We start from the raw sequence: 25,951 nt of genomic DNA, 5'->3' as shown, positions 1-25,951 counted from the left end.
CGCACATGGCCACGCTGAACCTGGACCGTGCCTGGGACCTGCACCCGCAGGTCTCGGTACGGCCGGAACCCTTCGGTGCCCTGCTGTACCACTTCGGTACCCGCAAACTGTCCTTCCTCAAGGACCGGGGGCTGCTCGCGGTCGTCCAGGCGCTCGCGACGGCGCCCACCGCGCGGGCGGCCTGCTCGGCCGCCGGCGTCGACGACGGGAATCTGCCCAGGTACGAGCAGGCCCTTGCCGTACTCGCGCAGTCGTCGATGGTCGTCGAAAGGACCCCGAGCCCATGACCACAACTCCGGAAACATCGAGGCCCACGCCGAGTGCCTCGCGCCTGGTGGACCTCTTCGAGTACGGCCTCGCCGCCCCGATCTGCCTCACGTGGGAACTCACCTACGCCTGCAATCTGTCCTGCACGCACTGCCTGTCCAGCTCCGGCCGGCGCGACCCGCGCGAGCTGACCACGGCGGAGGCCAAGGCGGTCATCGACGAACTGGAGGCCATGCAGGTCTTCTACGTCAACATCGGCGGCGGCGAGCCCACGGTCCGCCCCGACTTCTGGGAGCTGATCGACTACGCCACGGCGCACCACGTGGGCGTGAAGTTCTCCACGAACGGTGTGCGGATCACCCCCGAAGTCGCTCAGCGGTTGGCCCGCAACGACTACGTCGATGTACAGATCTCGCTCGACGGGGCGACCGCCGACGTCAACGACGCGGTACGCGGCCCGGGTTCGTACGACACGGCGCTGCGCGCGATGCGCAACCTGGCCGACGCGGGGATGAAGAACTTCAAGCTCTCCGTCGTGTGCACCCGTCACAACATCCCGCAGATGGACGACTTCAAGGCCATCGCCGACCGCTACGGCGCGCAGTTGCGGCTGACCCGGCTGCGTCCGTCCGGCCGTGGCGCGGATGTGTGGGACGAGCTGCACCCGCTGCCGGAGCAGCAGCGGGAGCTGTACGACTGGCTGGTGGCCCACGGTGAGCAGGTGCTCACCGGCGACTCCTTCTTCCATCTGTCCGCGTACGGACAGGCACTGCCGGGCCTGAATCTGTGCGGGGCCGGCCGTGTGGTGTGCCTGATCGACCCGGTCGGCGACGTGTATGCGTGCCCCTTCGCGATCCATGACGAGTTCCTGGCCGGGAACGTCCGCCGGCCGGGCGGCTTCGCCCACGTGTGGCGGGAGTCGGAGCTGTTCCGGAGTCTGCGCGAGCCGCAGTCCGGTGGCGCGTGCGCGTCCTGCACGTTCTACGACACCTGCAAGGGCGGCTGCATGGCTGCCAAGTTCTTCACCGGGCTGCCGCTGGACGGTCCCGACCCCGAATGCGTACAGGGATACGGCGAGCAGTTGCTGGCCGACCGCCCGAAGGGCCGGGGCCACATCCCGAAGCCCTCCGGCGACCATTCCCACCGCACCGCTCCCGGGCGGCGATCGGGACCCGTGGACGTGGTCCTCAGGCGTCGCCCGGACATGGACAGGCCGCCGGTCAGCGACTGTGCCGAGGACCCGCTGGCCGGGATGCGCCTCACTTGACGTGGCGCCCGCTTCACGGGCGTACGGACGACTCGCAGGAACGTCGCAGTGGAAACCCTCACAGAGAGAGCCGCACATGGGCCGCAGTCCCTGGTCGAATCCCTGGTTCGAGACCGTCGCGGAGGCTCAGCGCCGCGCCAAGAAGTACCTGCCGAGCACTGTCTACGGTGCCCTCGTGGCGGGCTCGGAACGGGGCCGCACGATCGACGACAACACCGGCGCCTTCGCCGAACTGGGCTTCGCTCCGCGCGTGGTGGGCCATCACGCGGAGCGGGACCTCTCCACGACCGTGCTGGGCGTGCCGTCCGCGATGCCGGTCGTGATCTCGCCTACGGGCGTGCAGGCCGTCCACCCCGACGGCGAGGTCGCGGTGGCCCGTGCGGCGGCGAACCGAGGCGTGATCATGGGCCTGAGTTCGTTCGCCAGCAAGCCCCTGGACGAGGTCACCGAGGCGAATCCGAACACCTTCTACCAGATGTACTGGATGGGCACCCGGGACTCCATGGTCCAGCGCATGGAGCGTGCGCGGGCCGCGGGGGCCAAGGCGCTGATCGCCACGCTGGACTGGTCCTTCTCCAACGGCCGCGACTGGGGAAGCCCGCCCATCCCGGAGAAGATCGACTTCCGCACGATGGTCAGGTTCGCGCCCGATGTCCTGCCTCATCCGCGCTGGCTGTGGACGTTCGCCAGGTCCCGGCGCATCCCCGACCTGACCACCCCCAACCTCCGGCCGCCCGGCGGCGAGGCCCCCACGTTCTTCGGCGCCTACGGCGAGTGGATGCAGACCACGCCGCCCACCTGGGAGGACGTCAAGTGGATACGTGAGGAGTGGGGCGGTCCGTTCCTGCTCAAGGGCGTTGGCCGGGTGGACGACGCCAAGCGGGCCGTCGACGCCGGTGTGTCCGGCATCTCGGTCTCCAACCACGGAGGCAACAACCTGGACACCACGCCCGCCACCATCCGGCTGCTGCCGTCGATCGTCGAGGCGGTCGGCGACGAGGTCGAGGTCCTGCTCGACGGCGGCATCCGCCGTGGAGGCGATGTCGCGAAGGCCCTGGCACTCGGCGCGCGTGCGGTGCTCATCGGCCGCGCGTACCTGTGGGGGCTGGCCGCCAACGGGCAGGCAGGCGTGGAGAACGTCCTGGACATCCTGCGCGGCGGACTCGACTCCGCCGTACTGGGCCTGGGGCACTCATCGGTCCACGAACTGTCGCCGGACGACCTGGTCATCCCGGACGGCTTCACGCGCACCGCCGGAGCCTCGCGCACGGCCGGCCCGGTCGGCTAGCAGTGTCATCGCTCACCCAAGGGCAGGCGGAGGAGCTGGGTCGCTCGGTGTGGCCGGCCGTTCCGGCCGACGCGCTGGTGCTGGTCCCCGTCGGCTCGACCGAACAACACGGGCCGCACCTGCCGTTGAACACGGACAGTGTGATCGCCCAGTCCGTAGCACAGTTGGCAGCCGAACGACTGAGGTCCGGAAGGCCGGACCGTCCCGTGCTGCTGGCGCCGACCATCGCCTACGGCGCCAGCGGCGAGCACGCGGGCTTCGCGGGGACGGTCTCCATCGGGCATGAGGCGCTGCGCGTCTTCCTTGTGGAGACCGTGCGGTCGCTGTCGCTGTGGGCCGGCCGTATCGTCTTCGTCAACGGCCACGGCGGCAATGTGCCCACGCTGGACGCGGCCGTCGGCCAACTCCGCAGCGAGGGCCACGATGTGTCGTGGCTCGGCTGCGAGACACCCGGCAGCGACGCGCACGCCGGCCGTGCGGAGACCTCGTTGATGCTGTACCTGGCACCCGGCGATGTCCGTCTGTCCGAAGCAGCCGTCGGCGACACCCGGCCTCTGGCTGTCGTCATGCCGGAGCTGATGGCCCGTGGCGTACGGGCCGTTTCGCCCTCCGGCGTGCTCGGCGACCCGACCGGTGCCACGGCCGAGGAGGGACGTGCCGCGCTGGAGGCCATGGTTTCTGCCGCGGTACGCCGTATCGCGGCAGGTCGAACCGGGTCCCGGAGCCGCCTCGTCGGCACAGGCGATTCTTCCGCACCGCCGTGCCCATCGGCCCCGAGCATCCCCGTACCACCCGCTCCTCGGAAGAAAGCGGCGCACCCATGACGCTTCCCCACGGCTTCGTGGTCACCCTCGACCGGCACACCCGTGTCCTGGACGACGGCCGGGCCATCCTCGGCGGCAACCCGACCCGGCTGCTCCGACTCAGCGCCCGCGCGCGACCGCTGTTGTCAGGGCGCACGGTGCGCGTGCGGGATGCGGCAAGCGCGGTGCTCGCCGACCGCCTGCTGGAGACGGGCCTGGCCAACCCGGTCGTCGAAGCCCTGCCAGCGCATCCCGCGTCCGGCAACGGGGGCGACCCGGACCCGGACTGTACGTACGTGATCCCGGTGCGCGACCGCCCCCGGGAACTCGCCCGACTCCTGGCCAGCATCCCCGCGGGCAGTCCGGTCATCGTGGTGGACGACGCCTCGCGCCGCCTCGACCTCGTCGCAGCCGTCGCCGCGGAGCACGGCGCGCGCCTCGTCCCCTTGACCGTCAACCTCGGACCGGCGGGTGCCCGCAACGCCGGGCTGCGCCTCGTCACCACGCCCTATGTGGCTTTCGTCGACTCGGACATCGTGCTGTCGCCCGACACGGTGCCCACTCTGCTGCGGCATTTCGCCGATCCCCGAGTCGCCATGGCGGTGCCCAGGATCACCGGCCTGGTCACCTCCGAGTCCTCCCGTTGGCTCGGCCGCTACGAAAGCACCCGGTCGTCCCTCGACCTGGGGGCGCACCCGGCCGCTGTCCGTCCCGGCACACCGGTGTCCTGGGCGCCCAGTGCATGCGCGGTCGCCCGAGTCGACGTACTGACCGATGGCGGGGGCTTCGACGAGCGGATGCGTGTGGGCGAGGACGTCGACCTGTGCTGGCGCCTGGACCGGAAAGGCTGGCGCATTCGGTACGAACCATTCGTCGAGGCCGCCCACGAGCACCGGGTCGGCCTCGGCGACTGGTTCCAGCGCAAGGCCGTCTACGGCACGGGAGCGCACCCCCTCGCCGAGCGCCATCCCGAGAGCATCGCCCCGGCCGTGTTCGCCCCGTGGAGCACCGCGCTGGTCCTCACCCTGCTCGCCCAGCGCCGCTGGTCCCTCCCCGTGGCCGGATCCGTCTGGGCCGTCGCCACCGCCCGTATCGCCGGGAAGCTGAAGAACACGGAGCACCCGGTCCGTCATGCGGCGCGGCTCTCTGCCGATGGCGCCGTGTCCGCCCTCGCCCAGGGGTCGGCGCTGCTGACCCGCCACTGGTGGCCGCTCACCGCCATCGGGTGCCTGGCCTCACGCCGCGTCCGCCGCGCCACGGCCCTGGCAGCCATCACCGACATCGCTCTCGAATACCGCGGCGGCACCAACCGCCTGGACCCCATCCGGTACGGCATCGCCCGCCGTCTCGACGACCTCGCCTATGGTGCGGGCGTCTGGATCTCCGCCCTCAGAGGCCGCTCCACGGCTGCCCTGCGCCCCCGCATCGTCATGACCCGCAAGGGCGCACAACGGCAGCCCACCACGACAGCACTCCCCTCCATGGGAGACACAAGCCTGACAGGGCAGCAGCCCTCGACGTCCGTGGCAGGGCAGCAGCCGGCGCGTCGGGCTAAGCCGCGCCGAGTCCGTCGGTGACCTGCCGAATGGCCAGGTCGAGCAGATCGCTCAACTGGGCTTCCTCATCGGCCAGCCAGTGTTCGTAGGCGGCGATCGCCGCAGCAAGCAAGGTGTAGCCGAAGAGCCGGGGCAACACCTCGGAGGTCGGCAGGCCCATGCGCTTCGCCACGAACTCGGTGACGATCGCGCGCCACGAGGCATAGCGCAGGGTGGCGTCGGCCTGGAGGGTGGGCACGGTCAGGATGAGTTGCATGCGCTGCCGGTGCCACGGCACATCGGTGGCGTCGTACCGGTTGAACTCGACGACGGCCTCCCGCAGGGCGTCCATGACCGGAGTGTTCGCGTCTGCCGCGTCCAGCAGGTCTCGCAGCCTGGCCAGCTGATGCTCGAAGTCGCCCCACACCAGGTCGTTCTTCGACGCGAAGTAGCGGAAGAAGGTGCGTCGGCTGATGCGGGCGGCGCCGGCGATGTCGTCGACGGTGGTCTCGTCGAACCCTTGCCGCGCGAACAGCTCGAAGCCCAACCGCTCCAGGTCGGCCCGCGACGTGGCACGCGGGCGCCCGCTCCTGGCCGGCGTGCCGGCGATGAGGGTGCTCGAAGGCGGCTCCACAGCTCTCCCTTCCCCGGGCGACGGTCCCGTGATGCGGCGGCGTCAACAACATACGCCAGCGTGACGGCGGGAGTGCGCCGCTTGCCCGGTGCCACCGGCCTGGCGAACGCCGAACGCAACTGCCACACCTCCTCTACTATTTCGGTCTGACCTTTGATATGTTTCACACACTCCCCCAGTGCCTTAAGGGCCTGGGAGGTGCCCCCAGGCTGCGGAGGCATGCGTACCGTGGACTTTCAACTCACCGAAGACCAGGAAACGATCCGCAAAGCCGTCGCCGGACTCGTCCGCGAATTCGACGACCACTACTGGATGCAGAAGGACCGGGACCACGAGTTCCCGGCCGAGTTCTACGCCGCCGTCGCGGGCGGCGGCTGGCTGGGGCTGACGATTCCCGAGGAGTACGGGGGGCACGGCCTCGGCATCACCGAGGCGACCCTGCTGCTCGAAGAGGTCGCGCGCTCGGGCGGCGGCATGAACGCCGCGAGCGCCATCCACCTGTCCATCTTCGGCATGCACCCCGTGGTGGTGCACGGCTCGGAGGAACTGAAGCGGCGTACTCTGCCCCGGATAGCCACCGGCGACCTGCACGTCTGCTTCGGTGTGACCGAACCGGGCGCGGGTCTGGACACGTCACGCATCACCACGTTCGCACGCCGCGAGGGCGACCACTACGTGGTGGACGGACGCAAGGTGTGGATCTCGAAGGCCATGGAGTCGGAGAAGATCCTGCTGCTGACGCGCACGTCGCGGATCGACGAGGTGGCACGGAAGACGGACGGCATGACGCTGTTCCTGACCGACCTGGACCGCAGCCGCGTCGACATCCGCCCGATCCCCAAGATGGGCCGGAACGCGGTCACTTCGAACGAGGTGTTCATCGACGGCCTGAGGGTGCCCGTCGAGGACCGGGTCGGCGAGGAGGGCGAGGGCTTCCGCTATCTCCTCGACGGCCTCAACCCCGAGCGGATGCTGATCGCCGCCGAGGCGCTCGGGCTCGGCCGGGTCGCGCTCGACCGGGCGGTCAAGTACGGCGGGGAGCGCGTGGTGTTCGGCCGGCCGATCGGAATGAACCAGGGCATCCAGTTTCCGCTTGCGGACTCGCTGGCCCGACTGGACGCCGCCGAGCTCGTGCTGCGGAAGGCCACCTGGCTCTACGACAACGGTCAGCCGTGCGGGCGCGAGGCGAACACCGCCAAGTACCTGTGCGCGGACGCCGGTTTCGCCGCCGCCGACCGAGCGCTGCAGACCCATGGCGGCATGGGATACGCCGAGGAGTACGCCGTCGCGCGGTACTTCCGGGAGGCCCGCCTCCTCAAGATCGCACCGATCAGCCAGGAGATGGTCCTCAACTATCTGGGGTCGCACGTGCTGGGCATGCCAAGGAGCTACTGACGGGCGGACCACCCGGCCCTAGACCGACAGTTGTTGAATGGTTCAGCCGGAGCCCGCACCCCGGGCCGGACCGTGGCCCGTGGGACCGCGGCCGCGACGAACGCGAAAGGCTTGAACCCGTGCACAGCGCCGAGCCCCCCTCCCCGGCACCCGCAGGACGTGGCACGCCCGACCGCTCGAGAGCCCGCTTCGATGCCCTGAGCGTGCCGAAGGCGTCCGACGTGCTGGCCGCCGAGGTACGCGAGCGGATCCTGTCCGGCGAGTTCCCCGAGGGGATGCCACTGCCGCCGGAGCGACAGCTCGTGGAGCAGACCGGACTCAGCCGCGCCACCGTCCGGGAGGCCCTGCGCATCCTGGAAGTGGAGCGGCTGCTGCGCATCAGACCGGGACGCGGCGGCGGGGCCTTCGTACACCGCCCCGACCACCAATCGCTGGCGAGTACGGTGCAGTTGGTGATCCGGGGCCAGCAGATCCGGCTGGACGCCCTGCACGAGACCCGCGAGGCCATGGAACCCGCGTGCGCCGCGCTGGCGGCCGGCAGGCGCACGGACCACGACCTCGTGGAAATGGACGCGGCGCACACGGAACTGGTCGAGGCGGGCGAGGACATCCCCCAGTTCCTGCGCGCCAACGTGCGCTGGCACACGGCGGTCGCACGGGCCTCGGGGAACGAGCTGCTCATCGGGTTCATGAGCGCCCTGTCGCAGTCGATCTACGCCGCGACCGACATCCAGCAGTTCATGGACGCGGAGATCCGCGCCGTCACCGCGCGGGCCCACGCGAGCATCGCGAAGGCGATCCGGGATGGCGACCCGGCCGCGGCCAGACGGCGCATGGAGCGCCACGTCTGCGGCTTCGCGCGGGCCGCCGCGCGGGTCGACTCCCGGGAGAGCCTCGACCTGGCAGGTGTGGAGGGCGAGTTGGCCCCGCCAGAGGCCGACTGACCTTGCGCCGACCGTTCACGCGACGAGGCAGGCACATGAGCGAGAACCCCGTTTACACTAAGCGGTAAGAGCATTGACACCTATTCGGTCTGACCTTTAGCGTGAGCTGAGGTTGCGGTGGCTGCACGGCCGCCGGACGGCTTTTCGGAGATGGGGTCCCATGGGCGACGAAAGCTCCGTCCTGACCGTGACCGCGGACGGCGACGTCCGCATCGTCACGCTCAATCGACCAGACCAGCTGAACGGCGTGTCCGAAGAGCTGCACCGCCGCCTTGCGGAGGTGTGGCGCGAGCTCGCGGCCGACGACGCGGCCCGCGCCGTGGTGCTGACCGGCGCCGGCCGCGCCTTCAGCGCCGGTGGCGACTTCGGCCACCTGCTGCGCCACCACAGCGACCCCGCGCTGCGGGACCGCTCCATCCGCCTTGACCGGGCGATCCAGACGGAGATGATCCGCTTCCCACTGCCGGTTGTCGCGGCCGTGAACGGGCCGGCGGTCGGCCTTGGTTGCAGCCTCGCACTCGGCTGCGATCTCGTCCTGATCGCGGACGACGCCTACCTCGCCGATCCGCATGTATCGGTCGGCCTGGTGGCGGGCGACGGCGGCGTCACCCTGTGGCCGCTGCTCACCAGCCTTCTGCGGGCAAAGGAGTACTTGTTCACCGGCGACCGCATACCGGCCGCGAAGGCCGTCGAGCTGGGTCTGGCCAACCGTGTGGTCCCCGCCGCCGAGCTGGAACGCGAGGCGCTGGCGCTGGCGCACCGGTTGGCCGCCCAGCCCGCCCAGGCGCTGCGCGCCACCAAAGCGGCGCTCGCCGTGGTGGTGGAGCAGGTGTCCCGCGGCGGCATGGAGGCGGCGCTGATGGCCGAGCAGTCCACCATGGCGAGCCCCGAATACCTGCAGATCGTCAGCAAGCTGGCGTCCGGCGACAAGAGCCGCGCGTCCGAGACCCAGGAGGCGTAGAGCGTGGAGACGGAGGAGTTCCGGCTGGTACGCGAGGCGCTGCGGGCCTTCGCCGAGCGGTACCGATGTGCTTCGGCGGAGGTGAAGCCCGCCGACCGGGCGGCCGCGCAGCAGGCGCTCGACGCGCTCGGCCTGGCCGAACTGCGCGCGTCCACACCGCCATCGGCCACCGCGCAGGAGTGCGCGCTGCTCGCCGAGGAACACGGCCGGTATCCGCTGGCCACGTCCTTCCTCGGCACCGGGCTGCTGGCCCCGGAGCTGCTGCGGCTGTTGGAAGCCGAAGACGGCCCAGTGACGTGCGACGGTGTACCGACCGTGGCGCTCGCACGCGACCTGCGGCTTCCGGGCCGTGGCACCACGGACGGTGCGGACCTGGTGGGCTGGGACTGCCAGGGCGCCGACGGGGCGCTGTGGGTCGCGGACGACGGCACAGTGCGCTGGTCCGGCCTTGGCACCCCCACCCCGACCACCGACCCGCTGCGCACCGTCCGCGCCCTGCGCTCCGACGCCCCTCCCGCCGTCCTCGGGCGACTCGACGCCGAACGTCGGCAGTACTGGCAGGCGTGGGCGCTCGTGATGGTCACCAGTGAACTGGTAGGCGGCGCCCGCTCATTCCTCGCGCAGAGCACTGACTACGCCCGCGAACGCACCCAGTACGGGCGTCCTATCGGCTCTTTCCAGGCCGTGCAGCACCTGCTCGCCGACGCCACCGTCGCCGTGGAAGCCTGCACGAGCGCCGTCCGGTACGCGGCCTGGTGCCTCGACCACGCGCCGCCCGAAGCCGCCCTCGCCGCCGCCCGCGTGGCGAAGGCCGAGGCGAACGAGTCTGCCGTCGAGGCGGTCTACACCGGGATGCAGGTGTTCGGCGGCATCGCGCAGACCTGGGAGCACACCGCCCACCTGTATCTGCGCCGGGTCCTGCTCGGCGCCACCGTGCTGGCCCGTTCCGCGGATCTGCTGCCCGTACTCGCCGCGCCGGCGCAGGCATGACTCGCCCGGGCAGCAGTGACACGGGACGACACCAGACATGAACTCCCGAGCAGACACGACCTCCCGAGGAGGCACCGTGACCGACGACACGCTGGACTTCGGCGATCCGGCCGACCTCGAGCAGCTGCGCCGCGAGTTCCGCGCCTGGCTGGCCGCGAACCCGCTGCCCGAACGGCTGCCGGACGAGCCGGCGGCGGTGTTCCTGCACCGCTGGCACCGGCAGCTCCACGCGGGCGGCTGGGTCGGCCTGGACGTACCGGTGCGGTACGGCGGCCGCGGCCTGACCGCGCTGCACCAGGTGGCGGTCAGCGACGAGCTGGGCGCCTGCCGCGCCCCCGGCGTGCCGCGCATCGGCTATCTCGCCCACGCGCTGCTGGAGTTCGGCTCCGAGGAGCAGCGGCTGCGGCTGCTGCCGCGGATGCTGTCCGGCGACGACGTGTGGTGCCAGGGCTTCAGCGAACCCGGCGCGGGCTCGGACCTGGCCGGGATGAGCACGTACGCCGAACGGCACGACGGCCACTACACCGTCCGCGGCCAGAAACTGTGGACCAGCTACGCCCAGTACTCGGACTACTGCCTGCTGCTCGCCCGCACCGACCGGTCCGCGCCCGCGCACTCCTCCCTCTCGGCCTTCGTCCTCCCGCTGGACCGCGAAGGCGTGACCGTACGGCCGCTGCGCGCCGCGAACGGTGACGACGAGTTCTGCGAACTGTTCCTCGACGACGTGCGGATCGAGGAGGACGAGCGCATCGGCGCCGAGGGCGACGGCTGGCCGCTCGCCATGACCACCGTCAACTACGAGCGCAACGCCCTCGACACCGGCCACCTCTCCAAGTACGGGCTGCTCCTGGAGCGCCTGCGGCAGGTGCTCCAGGACCGCCGGGACGACCTGCCGGACGGGCTGGCCTCGGCGGTCGGCCGGTGCGTCGCCGACTACCAGGTGCTGGTCGCCCACGCCCGCCGCCGCACCGCCGAACGCCTGGCCGGGCAGGGCGCGGGCCCCGAGTCGTCCGTCGACAAGCTGCTGATGACCCGCACCGAGCAGCGGCTGTACGAGACGGCACTCAAGGTGCTTCCCGAGGAGCTGTTCCGTGAGGGCGGCGAGGTGTTCGGCGAGTACCTCTACTCCAGGGCCGCCTCCGTGTACGGCGGCACCTCGCAGATCCAGCGGAACATCATCGCCAAGCGCCTGCTGCGCCTGCCGTCGGCGGGATAGGCCGCATTTCCTCGCGGGTTTCCACAGCACCCCAGCGTTCAGCCGATCGGAGCCGACCATGCGATACGACCAGGAGTACCGCAGCATCCCGCACGTCATACGGCGCGCCGCCCAGCGCTTCGGCGACGCGCCGGCCCTCGTCGACGGTGACCTCCGCTGGAGCTTCCGAGAGCTGGAGCGGCAGATGGTGCGCTCCGTGCGAGCGGCGCTCGCGCTCGGCATCGGGCCGGGCGACCGTGTGGGCCTGTGCGCGCCCAACTCCGCGGAGTGGATCGTCGCCGCGCTCGGCATCCACGGCGCCGGGGGCATCGTCGTCCCTCTCAACACCCGCTTCAAGGCGGCCGAACTCTCGTACATCCTGCGCAAGTCCGAGGCGAAGGCGCTCTTCGCGTCGTCGTTCCTCGGCACCGACTACATCGACGACCTGCTCAAGGAGGACCCGGACCTGCCCGCACTGCGCACCACCGTGTCGATCCTCGGCCCGCAGGGACCGGCGGACCTGGACTGGGCTGGCTTTCTCGACGGAGGCGAGCGCACACCCCACGCCGACGCGAACGCCGCCATCGACCGCCTGACCCCCGACGACATCTCCGACGTGATGTTCACATCGGGGACCACCGGCCACCCCAAGGGCGTGATCCTCACCCACGGCCAGTCGCTGCGCGCCTACGGCTGGATGTCCGAGGAGTACACCTTCACCGACTCCGACACGTTCCTGGTGATCCCGCCGTTCTTCCACTGCTTCGGCTACAAGGCGGGCTGGCTCGCGTCGCTCATCCACGGCGTCACCGTGATCCCCATGCGGCTGTTCGACGCGGGCCAGGCGCTGGAGCTGATCAGCAGGGAGAAGGTCAGCATCCTGCTCGGGCCGCCGACGATCTTCCAGGATCTGATCAACCATCCGAGCAGGCCCGACCACGACGTGTCCTCGCTGCGGGTCTCCATGACGGGCGGCACCACCATCCCTGAACCGCTCATCCACGCCATAAAGGACGACCTGTCCTTCGACATCGTGATGAGCGCCTACGGCCTCACCGAGTCGTCTGCCCTGGTGACAACCACCCGGATCGGGGACGAAGCGCCGACGGTGGCCCGCACCACCGGGCGCCCGATCCCCGACGTGGAGGTGCGGATCGCGGACGACCAGGGGCAGGCCCTGCCCGCCGGGGAAGCGGGCGAGGTCCAGGTACGCGGCTACAACGTGACCCGCGGCTACTGGGAGGAACCCGAGGCCACGGCGGCGGCGATCGGCCCGGACGGCTGGTTGCGCACCGGGGACATCGGCGTGCTCGACGCGGACGGCAACCTGTCGATCGTCGACCGCAAGAAGGACATGTACATCGTCGGCGGCTTCAACGCCTACCCCGCCGAGATCGAGAAGCTGCTGCTCGGCTGTGAGCCGGTCCAGCAGGCCGCCGTGATCGGCGTACCGGACGAGCGACTCGGCGAGGTCGGCTGCGCCTTCGTGGTCCTCAAGCCCGGCCACCAGACGACCGAGGCGGACGTCATCGCGTGGGCGCGCGCCCACATGGCCAACTTCAAGGTGCCGCGGCACGTCCTCTTCGTCGGTGAACTGCCGCGCAACGCAAGCCAGAAGGTGCTCAAGGGCCAGCTCAGGGCACGGTTCGCGAACGACTGAGCGCACGGGTTCGCGCACCTGGGAGGGAGAACGAGCGTGACGAGCACGCAGGACGGCGGTACGGAGGGCTCCTCGGCCGGGCCGCTGTCGGCCGGTACTGACGAATCCGCAGGCGGGCCGCTGTCGGCCGGTACTGACGAATCCGCGGCCGGGCCGCTGTCGGGCATCACCGTGGTCTCACTGGAGCAGGCGGTCTCGGCCCCGATGTGCACCCGGACGCTGGGCGATCTCGGTGCGCGGGTCATCAAGATCGAGAGCCCGCACGGGGGCGACTTCACCCGTTTCTACGACGACGCGGTGCACGGCCTGGCCGCGCACTTCGTGTGGGTGAACCGGGGCAAGGAGTCGGTGACCCTGGATCTGAAATCGGCCGCCGGCTCGGAGGTGCTCCACCGGCTGCTGGACCGCGCCCACGTGTTCGTCTCGAACCTCGCGCCCGGCGCGACGGCGAAACTCGGCCTCTCACCCGCCGACCTGGCCGTACGTCACCCCGACCTGATCAGCGTGGACATCGACGGCTACGGGCCCGGCGGCCCGCTCTCCCACAAGCGGGCCTACGACCTGCTGGTACAGGCCGAGTCCGGCGCCTGCGCGATCACCGGGCTGCCCGGCGCACCGGCCAAGCCCGGCCCGCCCGCGGCCGACGTCTGCACCGGTCTGTACGCGGCGCTGTCGGTCGTCGCGCTGCTGCACGAGCGAGCGCAGGGGCGCCGCCGCTCCCCCGCCACGGCATCGGTAAGCATGTTCGACACCATGGCCGAGCTTATGGGATACCCCCTGACGTACACCCGGCACACCGGCGTCGACCAGCAGCCGGTCGGCATGGGCTCCCCGGCCGTCGCGCCGTACGGGGCCTACCGGACCGCAGACGGGCACACCGTGGTGCTGGGCACCACCAACGACCGCGAGTGGCAGCGCTTCGCCCGCGAGTTGCTGGAGCGCCCGGATCTGGCGGACGACGAGCGGTTCCGTACGACCGCAGACCGGGTCGCCCAGCGGGAGCAGCTGGACCGGGAGATCGGTGGCTGGTGCGCGGGCCGGACGCTGAAGGACATCCAGGCCGCGGCCGACACCGCCGGGATCGGCAACGCCAAGCTCAACACGCCGAGCGAGGTGCTCGACCACCCGCAGCTGGCCGCCCGCGACCGCTGGCGCGAGATCGCCACACCGGGCGGACCGACGCCCGCGCTGCTGCCGCCGCCGGTACTGCCCGGTTACGAGCCACCGATGGGCGCGGTCCCGGAACTCGGCAGCCATACGGAGGCCGTGCTTGCCGAACTCGGCCTGCGAGAAGCCGAGATCGCCGAGCTGCGCGCCTCCGGAGTGCTCGGAGGGCAGCCGCGGTGAGTGGGAGTGGGGAGCAGGTGCTGCTGACCCACGACAGCGACGGTGTACGCACCCTGACCCTGAACCGGCCGCACCGCCGGAACGCGATCGACGACGAGCTGTGGCGGTCGCTGCGCGACGCCCTGACCGCGGCGGGGAACGACCGCGACGTACGGGTCCTCGTGGTCACGGGGGCGGGTGGAGCGTTCTGCTCGGGCGCCGACATCTCGGGCGGGCTGCGCACCGAGCACCCCACGTACCGGATGCGCGTGCTGAGCGAGGTCGCCCTGCTGCTGCACGAACTGCCCATGCCGACCGTGGCGAAGGTGACCGGCGTCGCGGTCGGCGCGGGGTGGAATCTGGCGCTCGGCTGCGACCTGGTGGTGGCCACGCCCAGCGCCCGCTTCTCGCAGATCTTCGCGCGGCGCGGGCTCTCCCTGGACCTGGGCGGCTCCTGGCTGCTGCCCAAGCTGGTGGGGTTGCAGCAGGCCAAGCGGCTCGCGCTGCTCGCCGAGACAATCGACGCCGAACAGGCCCGCGCCCTCAACCTGGTGACCTGGGTGGTACCGGACGACGAGGTGGAAGCCTTCACGGACGGCGTGTGCGCCCGCCTCGCGAGCGGGGCGCCGGTGGCGCTGGCGCAGAACAAGGCCCTGCTCAACGAAGGCGCCGACCGGACGCTACGGGACGCCCTCGCCGCCGAGGCGCGGGCCCAGGCCGTCAACTTCGCGACGTGTGACGTGGCGGAGGCGTACGCCGCCTACGCCGACCGGCGCGATCCGAAATTCACGGGAGCCTGGGCGGTGCCCGTCGGCGACCGTGCCCGACGAGGAGGCAGCGATGCGTGAGGCGGTTGTGGTGGAGGCGCTCCGCACCCCGGTGGGGAAGCGGAACGGCGGCCTGGCCGGGGTGCACCCCGCGGACCTGTCGGCCCTGGTGCTGAACGCGCTGGTGGCGCGGACCGGCATCGACCCGGCCGTCGTCGACGACGTGGTCTGGGGCTGCGTCTCGCAGGTCGGGGACCAGTCGAGCAACATCGGGCGGTACGCGGTGCTCGCCGCCGGCTGGCCCGACAGCGTGCCGGGCACGACCGTCAACCGGGCGTGCGGATCGAGCCAGCAGGCGCTGGACTTCGCCGCCCAAGCTGTGCTGTCCGGGCAGTACGAGGTGGTGGTTGCGGGCGGCGTCGAGGCGATGAGCAGGGTGCCGCTCGGCGCAGCAAGGGAGGGCGGGATGCCGTACGGACCGCGCGTACTGGCCCGCTATGACGGCTTCTCCTTCAACCAGGGCATCTCCGCCGAGAAGATCGCCCGCAAGTGGGGCTTCGACCGCACCCGCCTCGACGAGTTCGCGGCCCTCTCCCACGAACGTGCCGCCGCCGCCCAGGACGCAGGGGCGTTCGACGCCGAGATCGTCCCGGTCCCGGTCCACGGGGCGAAGGTGACGGCCGACGAAGGGGTCCGGCGCGGCACCAGCACGGCGACCCTCGCCAAGCTGAAGCCGTCCTTCCAGGAGGACGGGGTGATCCACGCGGGCAACGCCTCGCAGATCTCCGACGGCGCCGCGGCACTCCTGGTCACCACCCCGGAGAAGGCGCACGAGCTGGGCCTCACCCCGCTGGTGCGCTATCGGGCGGGCGCGGTCGCCGGCGCCGACCCCGTACTGATGCTCACGGGACCGATCCCCGCGACAGAGAAGGTGTTGCGCAAGGCGGGCGTCGGTCTGGACGAGGTCGGGGTGTTCGAGGTGAACGAGGCGTTCGCGCCGATCCCGCTGGCCTGGCTCGCCGAGACCGGCGCTGACCCGGCGCTGGTCAACCCCCTGGGCGGCGCGATCGCGCTCGGGCACCCGCTCGGCGCGTCGGGCGCGGTCCTCATGACCCGGATGATCCACCACATGCGCGCACACGGTATCCGCTACGGCCTGCAGACCATGTGCGAGGGCGGCGGCACGGCCAACGCCACGCTCGTCGAGCTGGCGTCCTGACGAAGCCACAGGTAGAGAGGGGCACGGGTGCAGCAGCACATCTTCACCGCCGACCACGAGGCGTTCCGGGGACTCGTACGGGACTTCATCGCCCGCGAGGTGGTCCCTCACTACGAGGACTGGGAGAAGGCCGGGAGGCTGCCCCGCAAGATCTTCGAACAGCTCGGCTCCCTGGGTGTGATGGGCCTCGCCATCCCCGAGGAGTACGGCGGGTCGGGGCTCGACGACTACCGCTACAACGTCGTCCTGCAGGAGGAGACGGCGCGCCATCTGGTCACCCTCGGCACCGTCCGCACCCAACTGGACGTGATCCTGCCGTACTTCCTCGCGTACGCGAACAAGGAGCAGCGCGAACGCTGGTTTCCCCGCCTGGCCGCCGGCACGCTGCTGACCGCCATCGCCATGACCGAGCCCGGCACCGGATCGGACCTCGCGGGCATCCGCACCACGGCAGTACGCGAGGGCGACCACTACGTCGTGAACGGGGCCAAGACGTTCATCACGGGCGGGCTCCTCGCGGACCTGGTGATCGTGGTGGCGCGGACGTCGTCCGACCCTGGCGACCGGCGCGCCGGACTGACCCTGCTGGTCGTCGAGGACGGGATGCCCGGCTTCAGCCGGGGCCGCGTTCTCGACAAGATCGGCATCAAGGTACAGGACACCGTCGAGCTCGCCTTCGACGACGTGCGTGTGCCGGTGGCGAACCGGCTCGGCGAGGAGGGCGAGGCCTTCTCCTACCTCGGCCACAACCTGCCGCAGGAGCGGATGACGGTCGCGGTGGGGTCGGTGGCGCAGGCGCAGGCGGCGTTGGACACGACTGTGGCGTACGTCAAGGACCGCACGGTGTTCGGCAAGGAGCTGTCCTCGTTCCAGAACACGAAGTTCGAGCTGGCGGCGGTCGCCGCCGAGGTGGAGGCGGCGCAGGCGATGCTCGACCGGGCTGTCCGCGAACTGGTGGAGGGCAGGCTCTCGGGTGCCGACGCCGCGAAGGTGAAGCTGTTCTGCACGGAGATGCAGGCCCGGGCGGTGGATCGCTGCCTGCAGCTCTTCGGCGGCTACGGCTACATACGGGAGTACCCGATCGCCCGCCTGTACGCGGATGCGCGCATCACCCGCATCTACGCGGGGACGAGTGAGGTCATGAAGGTCATCATCGCCAAGTCACTTGGTCTGTAGGGAGTTTGCCGATGGAGCAGGAATGTGTGGCGGGGGACTTCGCCGACCGCAAGGGCGTGGCACTGGTGGCGGGCGGCACCGGCGGCATCGGCGCGGCGATCGTACGCACCCTGGCGCGGCGCGGCTGCCAGGTGGTGTTCACCTACCGCGCCAATGAGGCGGCCGCGCGCGCCCTGGTTGCCGAGACGACACGGGAAGGTCGTCAAGTCGGCTGTGTGCAAGCTGACTTGACCGATGAGGAGGACGCTGCGGCGGCGATCCGCGAGGCCGGTGCCCGGGGCGGCCTGCACACACTGGTCTACGCGGCGGGCCCGCACGTGCCGATGGTGCATCTGAGCAAGGTGACGCCGGCCCAGTACCGCGCCCAGCTCGAGGCCGACGCAATGGCGTTCTTCAACCTGGTCCACCCCGCGCTGCCGTTGCTGCGGGAGAGCCGGGGCAACATCGTCGCCGTTACCACCGTGGCCACCCGCCGCTTCCCGGTCCGCGACGGGCTCTCGTCGGGCGCGAAGGGTGCGGTCGAGGCGGTCGCCCGGGGGCTGGCCGCCGAGGAGGGGCGGTTCGGCGTCCGCGTGAACTGCGTCGCACCAGGCATGCTGACCGACGGCATCGCGGGGCGCCTGATCGATTCCCGCGAACTCGACGAGTCGGCGCTGGCGGTCACCCGCCGCAACATCCCGCTGCGCCGCTTCGGCGACGCCGTGGACATCGCGGAGGCGGTCGCTTTCCTCGCCTCGGACCGCGCCGGTTTCATCACCGGACAGGCCCTCGGTGTCGATGGCGGCTACAGCGTCTGAGGTCAGCCGGGACAGGACCAGGACTGTTTCCCGACGGTTGGCCGCCACCGTATCTCTGTATTCTGACAACGTGTCAGCCGATCAGGACTGAGACGGTAGCGATCCCTATGCCGTGCCGTGCTCGCCGAGCCGGGGAGGCGGCCCGTACGACGGGTCGTAGCCCGTCACCCGGATCGGGCTGCCGACCAGGCGGAAGCCCCCCGCGTCCACGACCGCTTCGGGGGCGGCGGTGAGCGCCTCGGGCAGCGTGCGGACGGCCGCGGCCGGGACCCGCAGCGAGCGCAGGCGGGCCTCCCAGGCGGCCGCGGTGTCGGCCGCCAGCGCCCTCGTCACGGCGGTCACCACCTCTTCACGCCGGGCCGCACGTTCCGCCATGGTCGCGAACCCTTCGCCCTCGACCTTCGCTTCGGCGGCGAACGTCTTCCAGAAGCCGTCATGGGTGATGAACAGCGCCAAGTGGCCTTCGGCAGTGGGGAACAGCTGCGCCGGGACGTAGTACGAGTGGGCGCCGTGCGGGAGTCTGCGCGGCTCGGTCCCTTCGTTTAGCCAGGCGGCGGCGCGGTAGTTGAGCTGGGACAGCATCACGTCGCGGAGGGAGACCTCTACTTGTCCGCCGCGCCCCGAGACGACCTGTGCCAGCAGGCCGAGGGCGGCGGTGAGACCCGCGGAGTTGTCGGCGGAGGAGTAGCCGGGGAGGAGCGGTGGGCCGCCGGGTTCGCCGGTCAGGGCGGCGATGCCGGTGGCGGCCTGGACGACGTAGTCGAAGGCGGGTTCGTCGCCCGCGTCCATGCCCCAGCCGGTGAGCGCCACGCACACCAGGCGCTCGTTGTACGGCCGCAGTGCCTCGTAGGTGAGGCCGAAGCGGCGGATGGCGGACGGCTTGAGGTTCACCAGCAGCGCGCGGGCCTCTCGGACGAGTTCGTGCAGGCGGTCCTGGCCCTCCTGGGTCGTCAGGTCGAGGCGGACCGAGCGTTTGCCGCGGTTGAGGCTGGCGAAGTAGGAGTCGGAGACCTGGCGGGACAGGTCTCCGCCCGGCGGCTCCACCTTGGTGACCTCGGCGCCGAGGTCGGCGAGGAGCATGGTGGCGTACGGCCCGGCGAGGATGTGCCCGACCTCCAGGACGCGGAGGCCGGCCAGCGGGCCCGCGCCTGCCGCCGGTTGTGCGTCGTGTCCCGCCGCCGGCCCTGCGTCCTGGCCCGCTGCCGGCCGTGCGTCCTGGCCCGCAGCGGACCGTATCTCCTGGCCGGCGGTCGACCCCGCGTCCTCGTCCGCCGCCTGCTGTGCGTCGTGTCCCGCCGCCCCCACCCCGTTCACCGGAACTCCGCCGCGATCCCCGCGACCACCTCGCGGGTACGCAGCTTCGAGGCGACCAACGCGTCCCGCCCCTCGCCGATAGGCAGCAGCCGCACCGACAAGTCCGTCACGCCCGCGTCCGCGAACCGCTTGAAGCGGGCCGCGATCGCCGCCTCGTCTCCGGCCGCGCACAGGTCGCCCACGTCGCGGACGTCGCCGTACTCCAGCAGCCGCTGGTAGTTGGGCGAGATCTCGGCTTCGCCGAGGATGCGGTTGGCGCGTTCGCGTGCCTCGTCGACCTGGGAGGGGGCGCACAGGCAGACCGGGATGCCCGCGACGACGCGGGGGGCCGGGCGGCCGGCGCTCTCGGCGGCCTTGGTGATGCGCGGGACCACGTGGTCGGCCACCGCCCGCTCGTCGGCCATCCACAGGACGGTGCCGTCCGACCGCTCGCCCGCGAGGCGCAGCATCACCGGGCCGAGCGCGGCGACGAGGACGGGCAGCGGCGCCACGGGGGCGAGGCCCAGCGGGTTGTGCACGGTGAAGGTCTCGTTCTCCACGTCCACCGAACCCGTGCCGGTGGTCAGCGCGGAGTCGAGCACCTCCAGGTAGTCGCGGGTGTACGCGGCGGGCTTCTCGTACGGCAGGCCCAGCATGTCGCGGACGATCCAGTGGTGCGAGGCCCCGACACCGAGAGCGAGACGCCCGCCGATGGCCGCGTGCACGGAGAGCGCCTGCCGGGCCAGGGCGACGGGGTGCTGGGCGTGGACGGGGACGACCGCCGTGCCGATCTCGATCCGCGACGTCGCCGTACCCATGAGGGCGATGGCGGTGAGGGCGTCGAAGTCCGTGGGGACCTGCGGCACCCACACGGTGTCGAACCCGGCCTCCTCCGCCCACGTCGCGTCATCGACCATGCGGGCGGCCTTGCGCGCGCTGTCGCCCCGCTCGGGGCCGCTCATCACTCCGATACGCATAAGAGTCCCTAGTCAGAAGCAGAGGAAGAGGAAGAGGCAGAAGCAGAGGCAGAGGCAGAGGCGGTGAGCTTGCGGATGTCGGCGACGATCTCGTCCAGCGGTGTTCCGGTCGGATACACGGCAGCCGCCCCGGCCGCCCGCAGCCGCGGCACATCGGCCGCCGGAATGGTGCCGCCCACGACGACGCCGATGTCGTCCGCACCGGCCGCGCGGAGCCCCTCGACGATGCGGCGGGTGAGCGCGACGTGCGCGCCCGACAGGATGCTGAGGCCGACCAGGGCGACGTCCTCCTGGACCGCGGTGGTGACGATGTCGTCGACGCGGCGGCGGATGCCGGTGAAGACGACCTCGAACCCGGCGTCCCGCAACGCCCGCGCGACGATCTTGGCGCCCCGGTCATGGCCGTCCAGGCCCGGCTTGGCGACGAGTACGCGCACACGGGCCGGCATCAGAACACCACCGGCTGCTGGAACTCGCCCCACACCGCGCGCAGCGCGTCGGACATCTCCCCGACCGTGCAGTAGGCCAGGGCGCAGTCGATCAGCGGCTCCATCAGGTTCGCGGAGCCTTCCGCGGCGCGCTTCAGGTCCGCTAGGCGGGCGCGTACGTCGGCCGCGCTGCGTTCCGCCTTGACCCGGGCCAGACGCTTGAGCTGCCGCTCCCTGCCCTCGGGGTCCAGCTCATACGTCGCGAGGTCCGGTGGCGGGCCGTCGGAAGTAAAGCGGTTGACCCCCACCACCGGACGCTCGCCGGACTCGGTGTCCCGGTGGACGCGGTACGCCTCGTCGGCGATGAGCCCCTGCAGGTATCCGTCCTCGATGGCGCGCACCATGCCGCCGTGCCGCTCCAGGTCGTCCATGATCTGCACGATGCGCTCCTCGGTGGCGTCGGTGAGCGCCTCCACGAAGTAGGAGCCGCCGAGCGGGTCGGCGACGCGGGGGACACCGGTCTCGTACGCGAGGATCTGCTGGGTGCGCAGCGCCAGCGTGGCCGACTCCTCGCTGGGCAGCGCGAACGGCTCGTCCCAGGCGGCGGTGAACATCGACTGCACGCCGCCGAGCACGGATGCCAGCGCCTCGTAGGCGACGCGCACGGTGTTGTTGCGGGCCTGCGGCGCGTACAGGGACGCCCCGCCGGCCACGCAGCCGAAGCGGAACATGCACGCCTTGTCGGTCTTCGCGCCGAACCGCTCCTTCACCAGCGTCGCCCAACGTCGCCGCCCGGCCCGGTACTTGGCGACCTCCTCGAAGAAATCCCCGTGCGTGTAGAAGAAGAAGGAGATCTGCGGGGCGAACTGGTCGATGGTCATCCGCCCGCGTTCGAGCACGGTCTCGCAGTACGTGACGCCGTCGGCCAGGGTGAAGGCCATCTCCTGGACGGCGTTGGCGCCGGCGTCGCGGAAGTGGGCGCCGGCCACGGAGATCGCGTTGAAGCGGGGCACCTGGTCCGCGCAGAACTCGATGGTGTCGGCGATCAGCCGCAGCGACGGCTCGGGCGGCCAGATCCAGGTGCCGCGCGAGGCGTACTCCTTGAGGATGTCGTTCTGGATGGTGCCAGTGAGCTTGGCCCGCGGGATGCCGCGGCGCTCCGCGGCGGCCACGTAGAGCGCGAGCAGGATGGCCGCCGTGCCGTTGATCGTGAAGCTGGTGCTGATCCTGTCGAGCGGGATGGAGTCGAAGAGGATCTCGGCGTCGGCGAGGGTGTCGACGGCGACGCCGACCCGGCCGACCTCCTCACCCACCTCGGGGTCGTCGGAGTCGTAACCGCACTGGGTGGGCAGGTCGAGCGCCACGGACAGGCCGGTGCCGCCCTGGTCGAGCAGGTAGCGGTAGCGGCGGTTGGACTCCTCGGCGGTACCGAAGCCGGAGTACTGGCGCAGGGTCCACAGGCGGCCGCGGTAGCCGGAGGGGTAGTTGCCGCGGGTGAAGGGGAAGCTGCCGGGGTCGGGCGGCTCGGCGGGCCGGTCGGCCGCGGTGTACACGGGTTTCAGGGGGATGCCGGAGGAGGTGCCGACCTCGAAGTCGTCGGAGGCGTCGGAGGCGTCGCTCATCTCAGTTGCGGTCCTTGCTCTGGTAGAGGGCTGTCAGCGCAGCTGGTCCTTCAGCACCTTTCCGGTGGCGGTGAGCGGCAGTTCCGTGCGGAACTCCACGTACCGGGGGACCTTGAACCCTGCCATCCGCTTCCGGCTCCAGGCGGTCAGTTCCTCGGCGGTGACCTCGCCGCGCGGGACCACGAACGCCTTGCCGACCTGGCCCATCCGCTCGTCGGGTACGCCGACGACGGCGACCTGCGCGACGGCGGGGTGCTCGAGCAGGAAGCCCTCGATCTCGGCCGGGTAGGCGTTGAAGCCGCCGACGATGAACATGTCCTTCTTACGGCCGACGATCCGCAGCCTGCCCTCGTCGTCCAGTTCCCCGAGGTCGCCGGTGTGCAGCCAGCCGTCCGCGTCGATGGCGTCGGCGGTGGCTTCGGGGTCGTCGAAGTAGCCGCGCATCACGCCGTAGCCGCGCACCAGCACCTCGCCGTCGTCGGCGACGCAGACTTCGAAGCCCTCACACGGTGTGCCCACCGTCGTCGCGATCACCTCGAACGGATCCCCCGGCCGGGACGCGGTGACGGTGCCCGCCTCGGTCAGCCCGTACCCGGTCATCAGGGTCTTGAAGGGCAGCTCGGTGACGACCCTGCGGACCAGCTCCACCGGGATGTCGGCGGAGCCGGTGACGGCGACGCGCAACGAGGACAGATCCCGTCCGCCGCCGGCTTCGAGCAGGGAGTGGTAGAGGGTGGGCGGTCCTGGCAGCACCGTCACGCGCTCCTTCTCCACCAGGTCGAGGACCCGGTCCACGTCGAAGACGGCGACGGGCAGGATGGTCGCGCCGCGGATCAGGGATGCGACGCAGCCGGCCTTGTAGCCGAAGATATGGAAGAACGGGTTGACGATCAGATAGCGGTCGCCCTGGCGCAGCCCGGCCAGGTCGCACCACTCGGCGTACGCGCGGAGGGTCTGGTCGTGCGTCATCATGACGCCCTTGGGGCGGCCGGTGGTCCCCGAGGTGAAGACGATGTCGGACAGATCGTCACCGTCGACCCCGCGCTCCAGGGGCGTGCCCGAGGCGAGGAAGTCCGACTTGACGTCGATCACGGGGACGCCGGGCGGGCCGGTGAACTCGCGGTCCAGGAAACCGTTCTGGACGAGCAGGGCCTTGGCGCCGCTGCGCCGCACGATGTCGTGCGCCTCCTCGTCCTGGAACCTGGTGTTGACCGGGACGAGCACGCCGCCCGCGGTGAGCAGTCCGAACGCGGCAATGATCCACTCGGCCGAGTTGGGGGCCCACACGGCGACCCGGTCGCCCTTGCTCACACCGGCCGAAGCGAAGGCCCCCGCGGCGCGGCGGACCCGGTCGGCCAGTTCGGTGAAGGTGAGGCGGAGCTGGCCGTCCACCACGGCTTCTGCATCGCCGAAGCGGTCGGCCGCGCTCAGCACCAGTTCGGGGATGCTCCGCCAGCGCGATGCCATGAGACCCTCCTTAGCCCAATGAGAGAATCCTATTCTCATCGCTGAGGTGCCGCAACGTGCTTGCGGAGAAGGAACTTTTTGACCTTGCCACTGGGCGTCCGCGGGAAGTCGTCGACGGCGTGCAGCTCTTCCGGCCACTTCTGCCGGGCGAGGCCGGCACGCTGGAAGTGGGCGCACATCTCCTCCATCGACGGAAGCGCGTGCCCGGGCCTCAGCCTTACGAGGGCGGCGGCGTGTTCACCCAGACGCGGGTCCGGTGCGGCCACCACCGCGGCCTCCGCGACCGCCTCCATGGCGAGCAGCACGTCCTCGACCTCCACGGCGCTGATGTTCTCGCCGCCGCGGATGATGACGTCCGCCTTGCGGTCGGTGATGGTGAGGTAGCCGTCCTCGTCGAGCACGCCGATGTCCCCGGTGTGGTACCAGCCTTCGTCGTCGAAGGCCGCCGCGGTCAGCGCGGGATCGGTGTAGCCGAGGCACAGGTCCGGGCCGCGGGTGAGGATCTCACCGTCCGCCTCGAGCCGGATCTCCGCGCCCGGCAGCAGGTTTCCGTCCGTGTACAGCCTCTTCGCCGCGGGATCGTCGTACGGCGTGGAGGTCACCGAGGGGTGCTCGGTGCTGCCGTACGCGCGGAACGGCGCGATCCCCAGGCTCTCCAGCCGGGTCGTCACGGCGGACGGGACCGCCGCCCCACCCATACCCGCGTACTTCATGTGCGCCAAATGCCTCGGCGTGCAGTCCGGGTGATCCAGCAGGCTCGTCATGTAGTACGGGGCGCCGCCGCCGACGACGAGTCCCTCGCTCTCCAGCAGCGCGAGCGCCTGGCCCGGGTTCCAGGTGTCGCCGAGGTTCACGGGCGTACCGTCGAGCACCGGGATGAGGAAAGCGTTGACCATGCCGATAAAGTGGCCGACCGGTGCGACGGTGAACTGACGCCCGCGGTCCGGGGGGTAGCTGGCGGCCAGCTGGCGGGTCTCGAAGCCGAGGGTCTGGTGAGTGTGCACGACCCCCTTCGGGTCGCGGGTGGTGCCCGAGGTGAAGGCGATCAGTGCGGGCGAGGCGGGGTCGACGGGGAGAAGACCGGTCAGCGGCTCGTCGGCCAGCAGGTCCTCGAAGCGTTCGATATGCGGCTGGCGCCGCGTGGCGCGGCCCACGACGCCCACCACGGGTACGTCCTCGCACAGCTCGGCCTGGAACTCCAGGCGCCCGAAGCGCTCGGCGCCGACGAAGACGCGGGGCCGGGTGGCCTGCACGATGTAGCGGACTTCCTTGGGCCCGTAGAAGTGGACGACGGGGACGACGACCGCACCGAGGAACGCCGAGGCCCAGAACACCGCAGCCGCCTCGACCCAGTTGGGCAGCTGCAGCACCACGGCGTCTCCGGGACCGACGCCGCGCTCGCGCAGGCCCGCGGCCAGCCTGCGCCCCATCACCTCCACATCGGCGAAGGTCCCCGACCAGGGCCGCACCTCCGAGTGCACCCGGAACTCCGTGCCGGGGGCAGCTTGCAGACCCCGCGCCAGCAGATCGCCGATCGTCTCCCGGGTCCACCAGCCTTCCGCCTCGTAGCGCTTGACCAGCTCGGACGGGATCGTTCGCATGCGTACCCCTCCACTCCCTGAGAATTGCACTCTCCCATACAGAGAGGGGAAGTTCCATACGTCGAACGCGACCACGTCTTCGACTCGTTGAAGGGTTCCGCGGGCCGTTGAGAAGGCGGCGAGTGGGAGCAAGTCGGGAACCGGCGCGCTGCCTTCCCCACCCAACCCGCCACTCATGGGACGGAGCGGGTTGAGATCCGCCGGCTGATCGACGGCACCGTGGCGGCGGGCACGCACCCGCTGTTCCTGGTCGAGGAGGAGTACCGCCTGGCGCTCCTCGACCGCCGACCAGGCCTTCGTCACCTGGTTCATCGACCGGATCGAGAACGACTGGGGCCC

General features: G+C 71.0%; 23 protein-coding genes. 16 read left to right on the top strand and 7 right to left on the bottom strand.

The window, feature by feature from the left end; genetic code table 11:
- The first annotated feature begins 5 nt into the window (after nucleotides 1-5).
- The 5 genes from mftB (at nucleotide 6) to mftF (ending at nucleotide 5,202) form a co-directional block, all read left to right on the top strand.
- Nucleotides 6-287, top strand: coding sequence for a mycofactocin biosynthesis chaperone MftB (gene mftB / locus H1D24_RS19170; protein ID WP_181658837.1), 282 nt, complete (start codon nucleotides 6-8; stop codon nucleotides 285-287).
- Nucleotides 284-1,534 (top strand): mycofactocin radical SAM maturase, encoded by a 1,251-nt coding sequence (mftC, locus tag H1D24_RS19165; RefSeq protein ID WP_181658836.1) that lies wholly within the window; start codon nucleotides 284-286, stop codon nucleotides 1,532-1,534. Before mftB ends, mftC begins: the two co-directional genes overlap by 4 nt.
- 76 nt (nucleotides 1,535-1,610) lie before the next feature.
- Nucleotides 1,611-2,822, top strand: a complete 1,212-nt coding sequence (mftD, locus tag H1D24_RS19160; RefSeq protein WP_181658835.1) for a pre-mycofactocin synthase MftD — start codon at nucleotides 1,611-1,613, stop codon at nucleotides 2,820-2,822.
- Between the two features lie 47 nt (nucleotides 2,823-2,869).
- Nucleotides 2,870-3,646, top strand: a complete 777-nt coding sequence (mftE, locus tag H1D24_RS19155; protein WP_309484386.1) for a mycofactocin biosynthesis peptidyl-dipeptidase MftE — start codon at nucleotides 2,870-2,872, stop codon at nucleotides 3,644-3,646.
- Nucleotides 3,643-5,202, top strand: coding sequence for a mycofactocin biosynthesis glycosyltransferase MftF (mftF, locus tag H1D24_RS19150; RefSeq protein ID WP_181658834.1), 1,560 nt, complete (start codon nucleotides 3,643-3,645; stop codon nucleotides 5,200-5,202). Before mftE ends, mftF begins: the two co-directional genes overlap by 4 nt.
- On the opposite strand, the gene mftR is transcribed toward mftF, so the two are convergent.
- Complete coding sequence (gene mftR, locus H1D24_RS19145; RefSeq protein ID WP_181658833.1) at nucleotides 5,177-5,794, bottom strand: mycofactocin system transcriptional regulator MftR; 618 nt, start codon at nucleotides 5,792-5,794, stop codon at nucleotides 5,177-5,179. The two genes, mftF and mftR, sit on opposite strands and share 26 nt — an antisense overlap.
- Before the next feature lie 219 nt (nucleotides 5,795-6,013).
- On the opposite strand from mftR, the gene H1D24_RS19140 reads away from it, so the two are divergent.
- The 11 genes from H1D24_RS19140 to H1D24_RS19090 all read left to right on the top strand — a co-directional run bounded on the left by H1D24_RS19140 (nucleotide 6,014) and on the right by H1D24_RS19090 (nucleotide 18,224).
- Nucleotides 6,014-7,189, top strand: a complete 1,176-nt coding sequence (locus H1D24_RS19140) for an acyl-CoA dehydrogenase family protein (RefSeq protein WP_220136919.1) — start codon at nucleotides 6,014-6,016, stop codon at nucleotides 7,187-7,189.
- 203 nt (nucleotides 7,190-7,392) lie between these two features.
- Nucleotides 7,393-8,133 carry a FadR/GntR family transcriptional regulator gene (locus H1D24_RS19135; RefSeq protein WP_309484385.1) on the top strand — a complete coding sequence of 247 codons (741 nt, stop codon included), beginning with the start codon at nucleotides 7,393-7,395 and terminating at the stop codon, nucleotides 8,131-8,133.
- Nucleotides 8,134-8,293: 160 nt separating this feature from the next.
- Nucleotides 8,294-9,094 (top strand): enoyl-CoA hydratase/isomerase family protein, encoded by an 801-nt coding sequence (locus tag H1D24_RS19130; protein ID WP_181658832.1) that lies wholly within the window; start codon nucleotides 8,294-8,296, stop codon nucleotides 9,092-9,094.
- A gap of 3 nt (nucleotides 9,095-9,097) precedes the next feature.
- Nucleotides 9,098-10,084 (top strand): acyl-CoA dehydrogenase family protein, encoded by a 987-nt coding sequence (locus H1D24_RS19125; protein ID WP_181658831.1) that lies wholly within the window; start codon nucleotides 9,098-9,100, stop codon nucleotides 10,082-10,084.
- Nucleotides 10,085-10,160: 76 nt separating this feature from the next.
- Nucleotides 10,161-11,300, top strand: coding sequence for an acyl-CoA dehydrogenase family protein (locus H1D24_RS19120; protein ID WP_181658830.1), 1,140 nt, complete (start codon nucleotides 10,161-10,163; stop codon nucleotides 11,298-11,300).
- Between the two features lie 58 nt (nucleotides 11,301-11,358).
- On the top strand, nucleotides 11,359-12,939 hold the full coding sequence (locus H1D24_RS19115; protein ID WP_181658829.1) for a FadD3 family acyl-CoA ligase: 1,581 nt from the start codon (nucleotides 11,359-11,361) through the stop codon (nucleotides 12,937-12,939).
- 120 nt (nucleotides 12,940-13,059) lie between these two features.
- Nucleotides 13,060-14,286, top strand: a complete 1,227-nt coding sequence (locus tag H1D24_RS19110; protein WP_220136945.1) for a CaiB/BaiF CoA transferase family protein — start codon at nucleotides 13,060-13,062, stop codon at nucleotides 14,284-14,286.
- A complete protein-coding gene (locus H1D24_RS19105) occupies nucleotides 14,283-15,113 on the top strand; it encodes an enoyl-CoA hydratase/isomerase family protein (protein WP_181658828.1) in 831 nt (276 codons plus the stop codon). Before H1D24_RS19110 ends, H1D24_RS19105 begins: the two co-directional genes overlap by 4 nt.
- Nucleotides 15,106-16,251, top strand: coding sequence for a thiolase family protein (locus H1D24_RS19100; RefSeq protein ID WP_181658827.1), 1,146 nt, complete (start codon nucleotides 15,106-15,108; stop codon nucleotides 16,249-16,251). Before H1D24_RS19105 ends, H1D24_RS19100 begins: the two co-directional genes overlap by 8 nt.
- A gap of 27 nt (nucleotides 16,252-16,278) precedes the next feature.
- Entirely contained in the window at nucleotides 16,279-17,427 is a 1,149-nt protein-coding gene (locus H1D24_RS19095; RefSeq protein ID WP_181658826.1) for an acyl-CoA dehydrogenase family protein, read from the top strand.
- A gap of 11 nt (nucleotides 17,428-17,438) precedes the next feature.
- Nucleotides 17,439-18,224, top strand: coding sequence for an SDR family NAD(P)-dependent oxidoreductase (locus tag H1D24_RS19090; RefSeq protein ID WP_181658825.1), 786 nt, complete (start codon nucleotides 17,439-17,441; stop codon nucleotides 18,222-18,224).
- A 105-nt stretch (nucleotides 18,225-18,329) separates the two neighbouring features.
- Here H1D24_RS19090 and H1D24_RS19085 read toward each other — a convergent pair whose 3' ends face one another.
- Genes H1D24_RS19085 through H1D24_RS19060 form a run of 6 tightly spaced genes read right to left on the bottom strand, consistent with a single transcriptional unit; the run spans nucleotide 18,330 to nucleotide 25,612 of the window.
- Nucleotides 18,330-19,538 carry a CaiB/BaiF CoA transferase family protein gene (locus H1D24_RS19085; RefSeq protein WP_309484384.1) on the bottom strand — a complete coding sequence of 403 codons (1,209 nt, stop codon included), beginning with the start codon at nucleotides 19,536-19,538 and terminating at the stop codon, nucleotides 18,330-18,332.
- Nucleotides 19,535-20,494 (bottom strand): TIGR03564 family F420-dependent LLM class oxidoreductase, encoded by a 960-nt coding sequence (locus H1D24_RS19080; protein ID WP_181658824.1) that lies wholly within the window; start codon nucleotides 20,492-20,494, stop codon nucleotides 19,535-19,537. The genes H1D24_RS19085 and H1D24_RS19080 overlap by 4 nt, the downstream gene beginning before the upstream one ends.
- A gap of 8 nt (nucleotides 20,495-20,502) precedes the next feature.
- Nucleotides 20,503-20,943: a cobalamin B12-binding domain-containing protein gene (locus H1D24_RS19075; protein WP_181658823.1), complete on the bottom strand. Its 441-nt coding sequence runs from the start codon at nucleotides 20,941-20,943 to the stop codon at nucleotides 20,503-20,505.
- Entirely contained in the window at nucleotides 20,943-22,544 is a 1,602-nt protein-coding gene (locus H1D24_RS19070) for a methylmalonyl-CoA mutase family protein (protein ID WP_181658822.1), read from the bottom strand. The genes H1D24_RS19075 and H1D24_RS19070 overlap by 1 nt, the downstream gene beginning before the upstream one ends.
- Nucleotides 22,545-22,577: 33 nt before the next feature.
- Entirely contained in the window at nucleotides 22,578-24,011 is a 1,434-nt protein-coding gene (locus H1D24_RS19065; RefSeq protein ID WP_181658821.1) for a FadD3 family acyl-CoA ligase, read from the bottom strand.
- 35 nt (nucleotides 24,012-24,046) lie between these two features.
- Entirely contained in the window at nucleotides 24,047-25,612 is a 1,566-nt protein-coding gene (locus tag H1D24_RS19060) for an AMP-binding protein (RefSeq protein WP_181658820.1), read from the bottom strand.
- Nucleotides 25,613-25,951 lie beyond the last annotated feature (339 nt).

This window comes from Streptomyces himalayensis subsp. himalayensis, from assembly GCF_013778455.1.
Classification (GTDB): domain Bacteria; phylum Actinomycetota; class Actinomycetes; order Streptomycetales; family Streptomycetaceae; genus Streptomyces; species Streptomyces himalayensis.
The sequence above is the reverse complement of the archived record's forward strand: the minus strand, read 5'-3'. Positions and strand labels throughout refer to the sequence as shown.

Excerpts from the sequence above, each read along its gene's own strand:
- H1D24_RS19140 (WP_220136919.1), top strand. The coding sequence starts at position 6,014 with ATGCGTACCGTGGACTTTCAACTCACCGAAGACCAGGAAACGATCCGC.
- H1D24_RS19065 (WP_181658821.1), bottom strand. The coding sequence starts at position 24,011 with ATGGCATCGCGCTGGCGGAGCATCCCCGAACTGGTGCTGAGCGCGGCC.
- H1D24_RS19130 (WP_181658832.1), top strand. The coding sequence starts at position 8,294 with ATGGGCGACGAAAGCTCCGTCCTGACCGTGACCGCGGACGGCGACGTC.
- mftF (WP_181658834.1), top strand. The coding sequence starts at position 3,643 with ATGACGCTTCCCCACGGCTTCGTGGTCACCCTCGACCGGCACACCCGT.
- mftD (WP_181658835.1), top strand. The coding sequence starts at position 1,611 with ATGGGCCGCAGTCCCTGGTCGAATCCCTGGTTCGAGACCGTCGCGGAG.
- H1D24_RS19100 (WP_181658827.1), top strand. The coding sequence starts at position 15,106 with ATGCGTGAGGCGGTTGTGGTGGAGGCGCTCCGCACCCCGGTGGGGAAG.
- H1D24_RS19060 (WP_181658820.1), bottom strand. The coding sequence starts at position 25,612 with ATGCGAACGATCCCGTCCGAGCTGGTCAAGCGCTACGAGGCGGAAGGC.
- mftB (WP_181658837.1), top strand. The coding sequence starts at position 6 with ATGGCCACGCTGAACCTGGACCGTGCCTGGGACCTGCACCCGCAGGTC.
- H1D24_RS19080 (WP_181658824.1), bottom strand. The coding sequence starts at position 20,494 with ATGCGTATCGGAGTGATGAGCGGCCCCGAGCGGGGCGACAGCGCGCGC.
- mftC (WP_181658836.1), top strand. The coding sequence starts at position 284 with ATGACCACAACTCCGGAAACATCGAGGCCCACGCCGAGTGCCTCGCGC.
- H1D24_RS19070 (WP_181658822.1), bottom strand. The coding sequence starts at position 22,544 with ATGAGCGACGCCTCCGACGCCTCCGACGACTTCGAGGTCGGCACCTCC.
- H1D24_RS19115 (WP_181658829.1), top strand. The coding sequence starts at position 11,359 with ATGCGATACGACCAGGAGTACCGCAGCATCCCGCACGTCATACGGCGC.
- H1D24_RS19090 (WP_181658825.1), top strand. The coding sequence starts at position 17,439 with ATGGAGCAGGAATGTGTGGCGGGGGACTTCGCCGACCGCAAGGGCGTG.
- H1D24_RS19075 (WP_181658823.1), bottom strand. The coding sequence starts at position 20,943 with ATGCCGGCCCGTGTGCGCGTACTCGTCGCCAAGCCGGGCCTGGACGGC.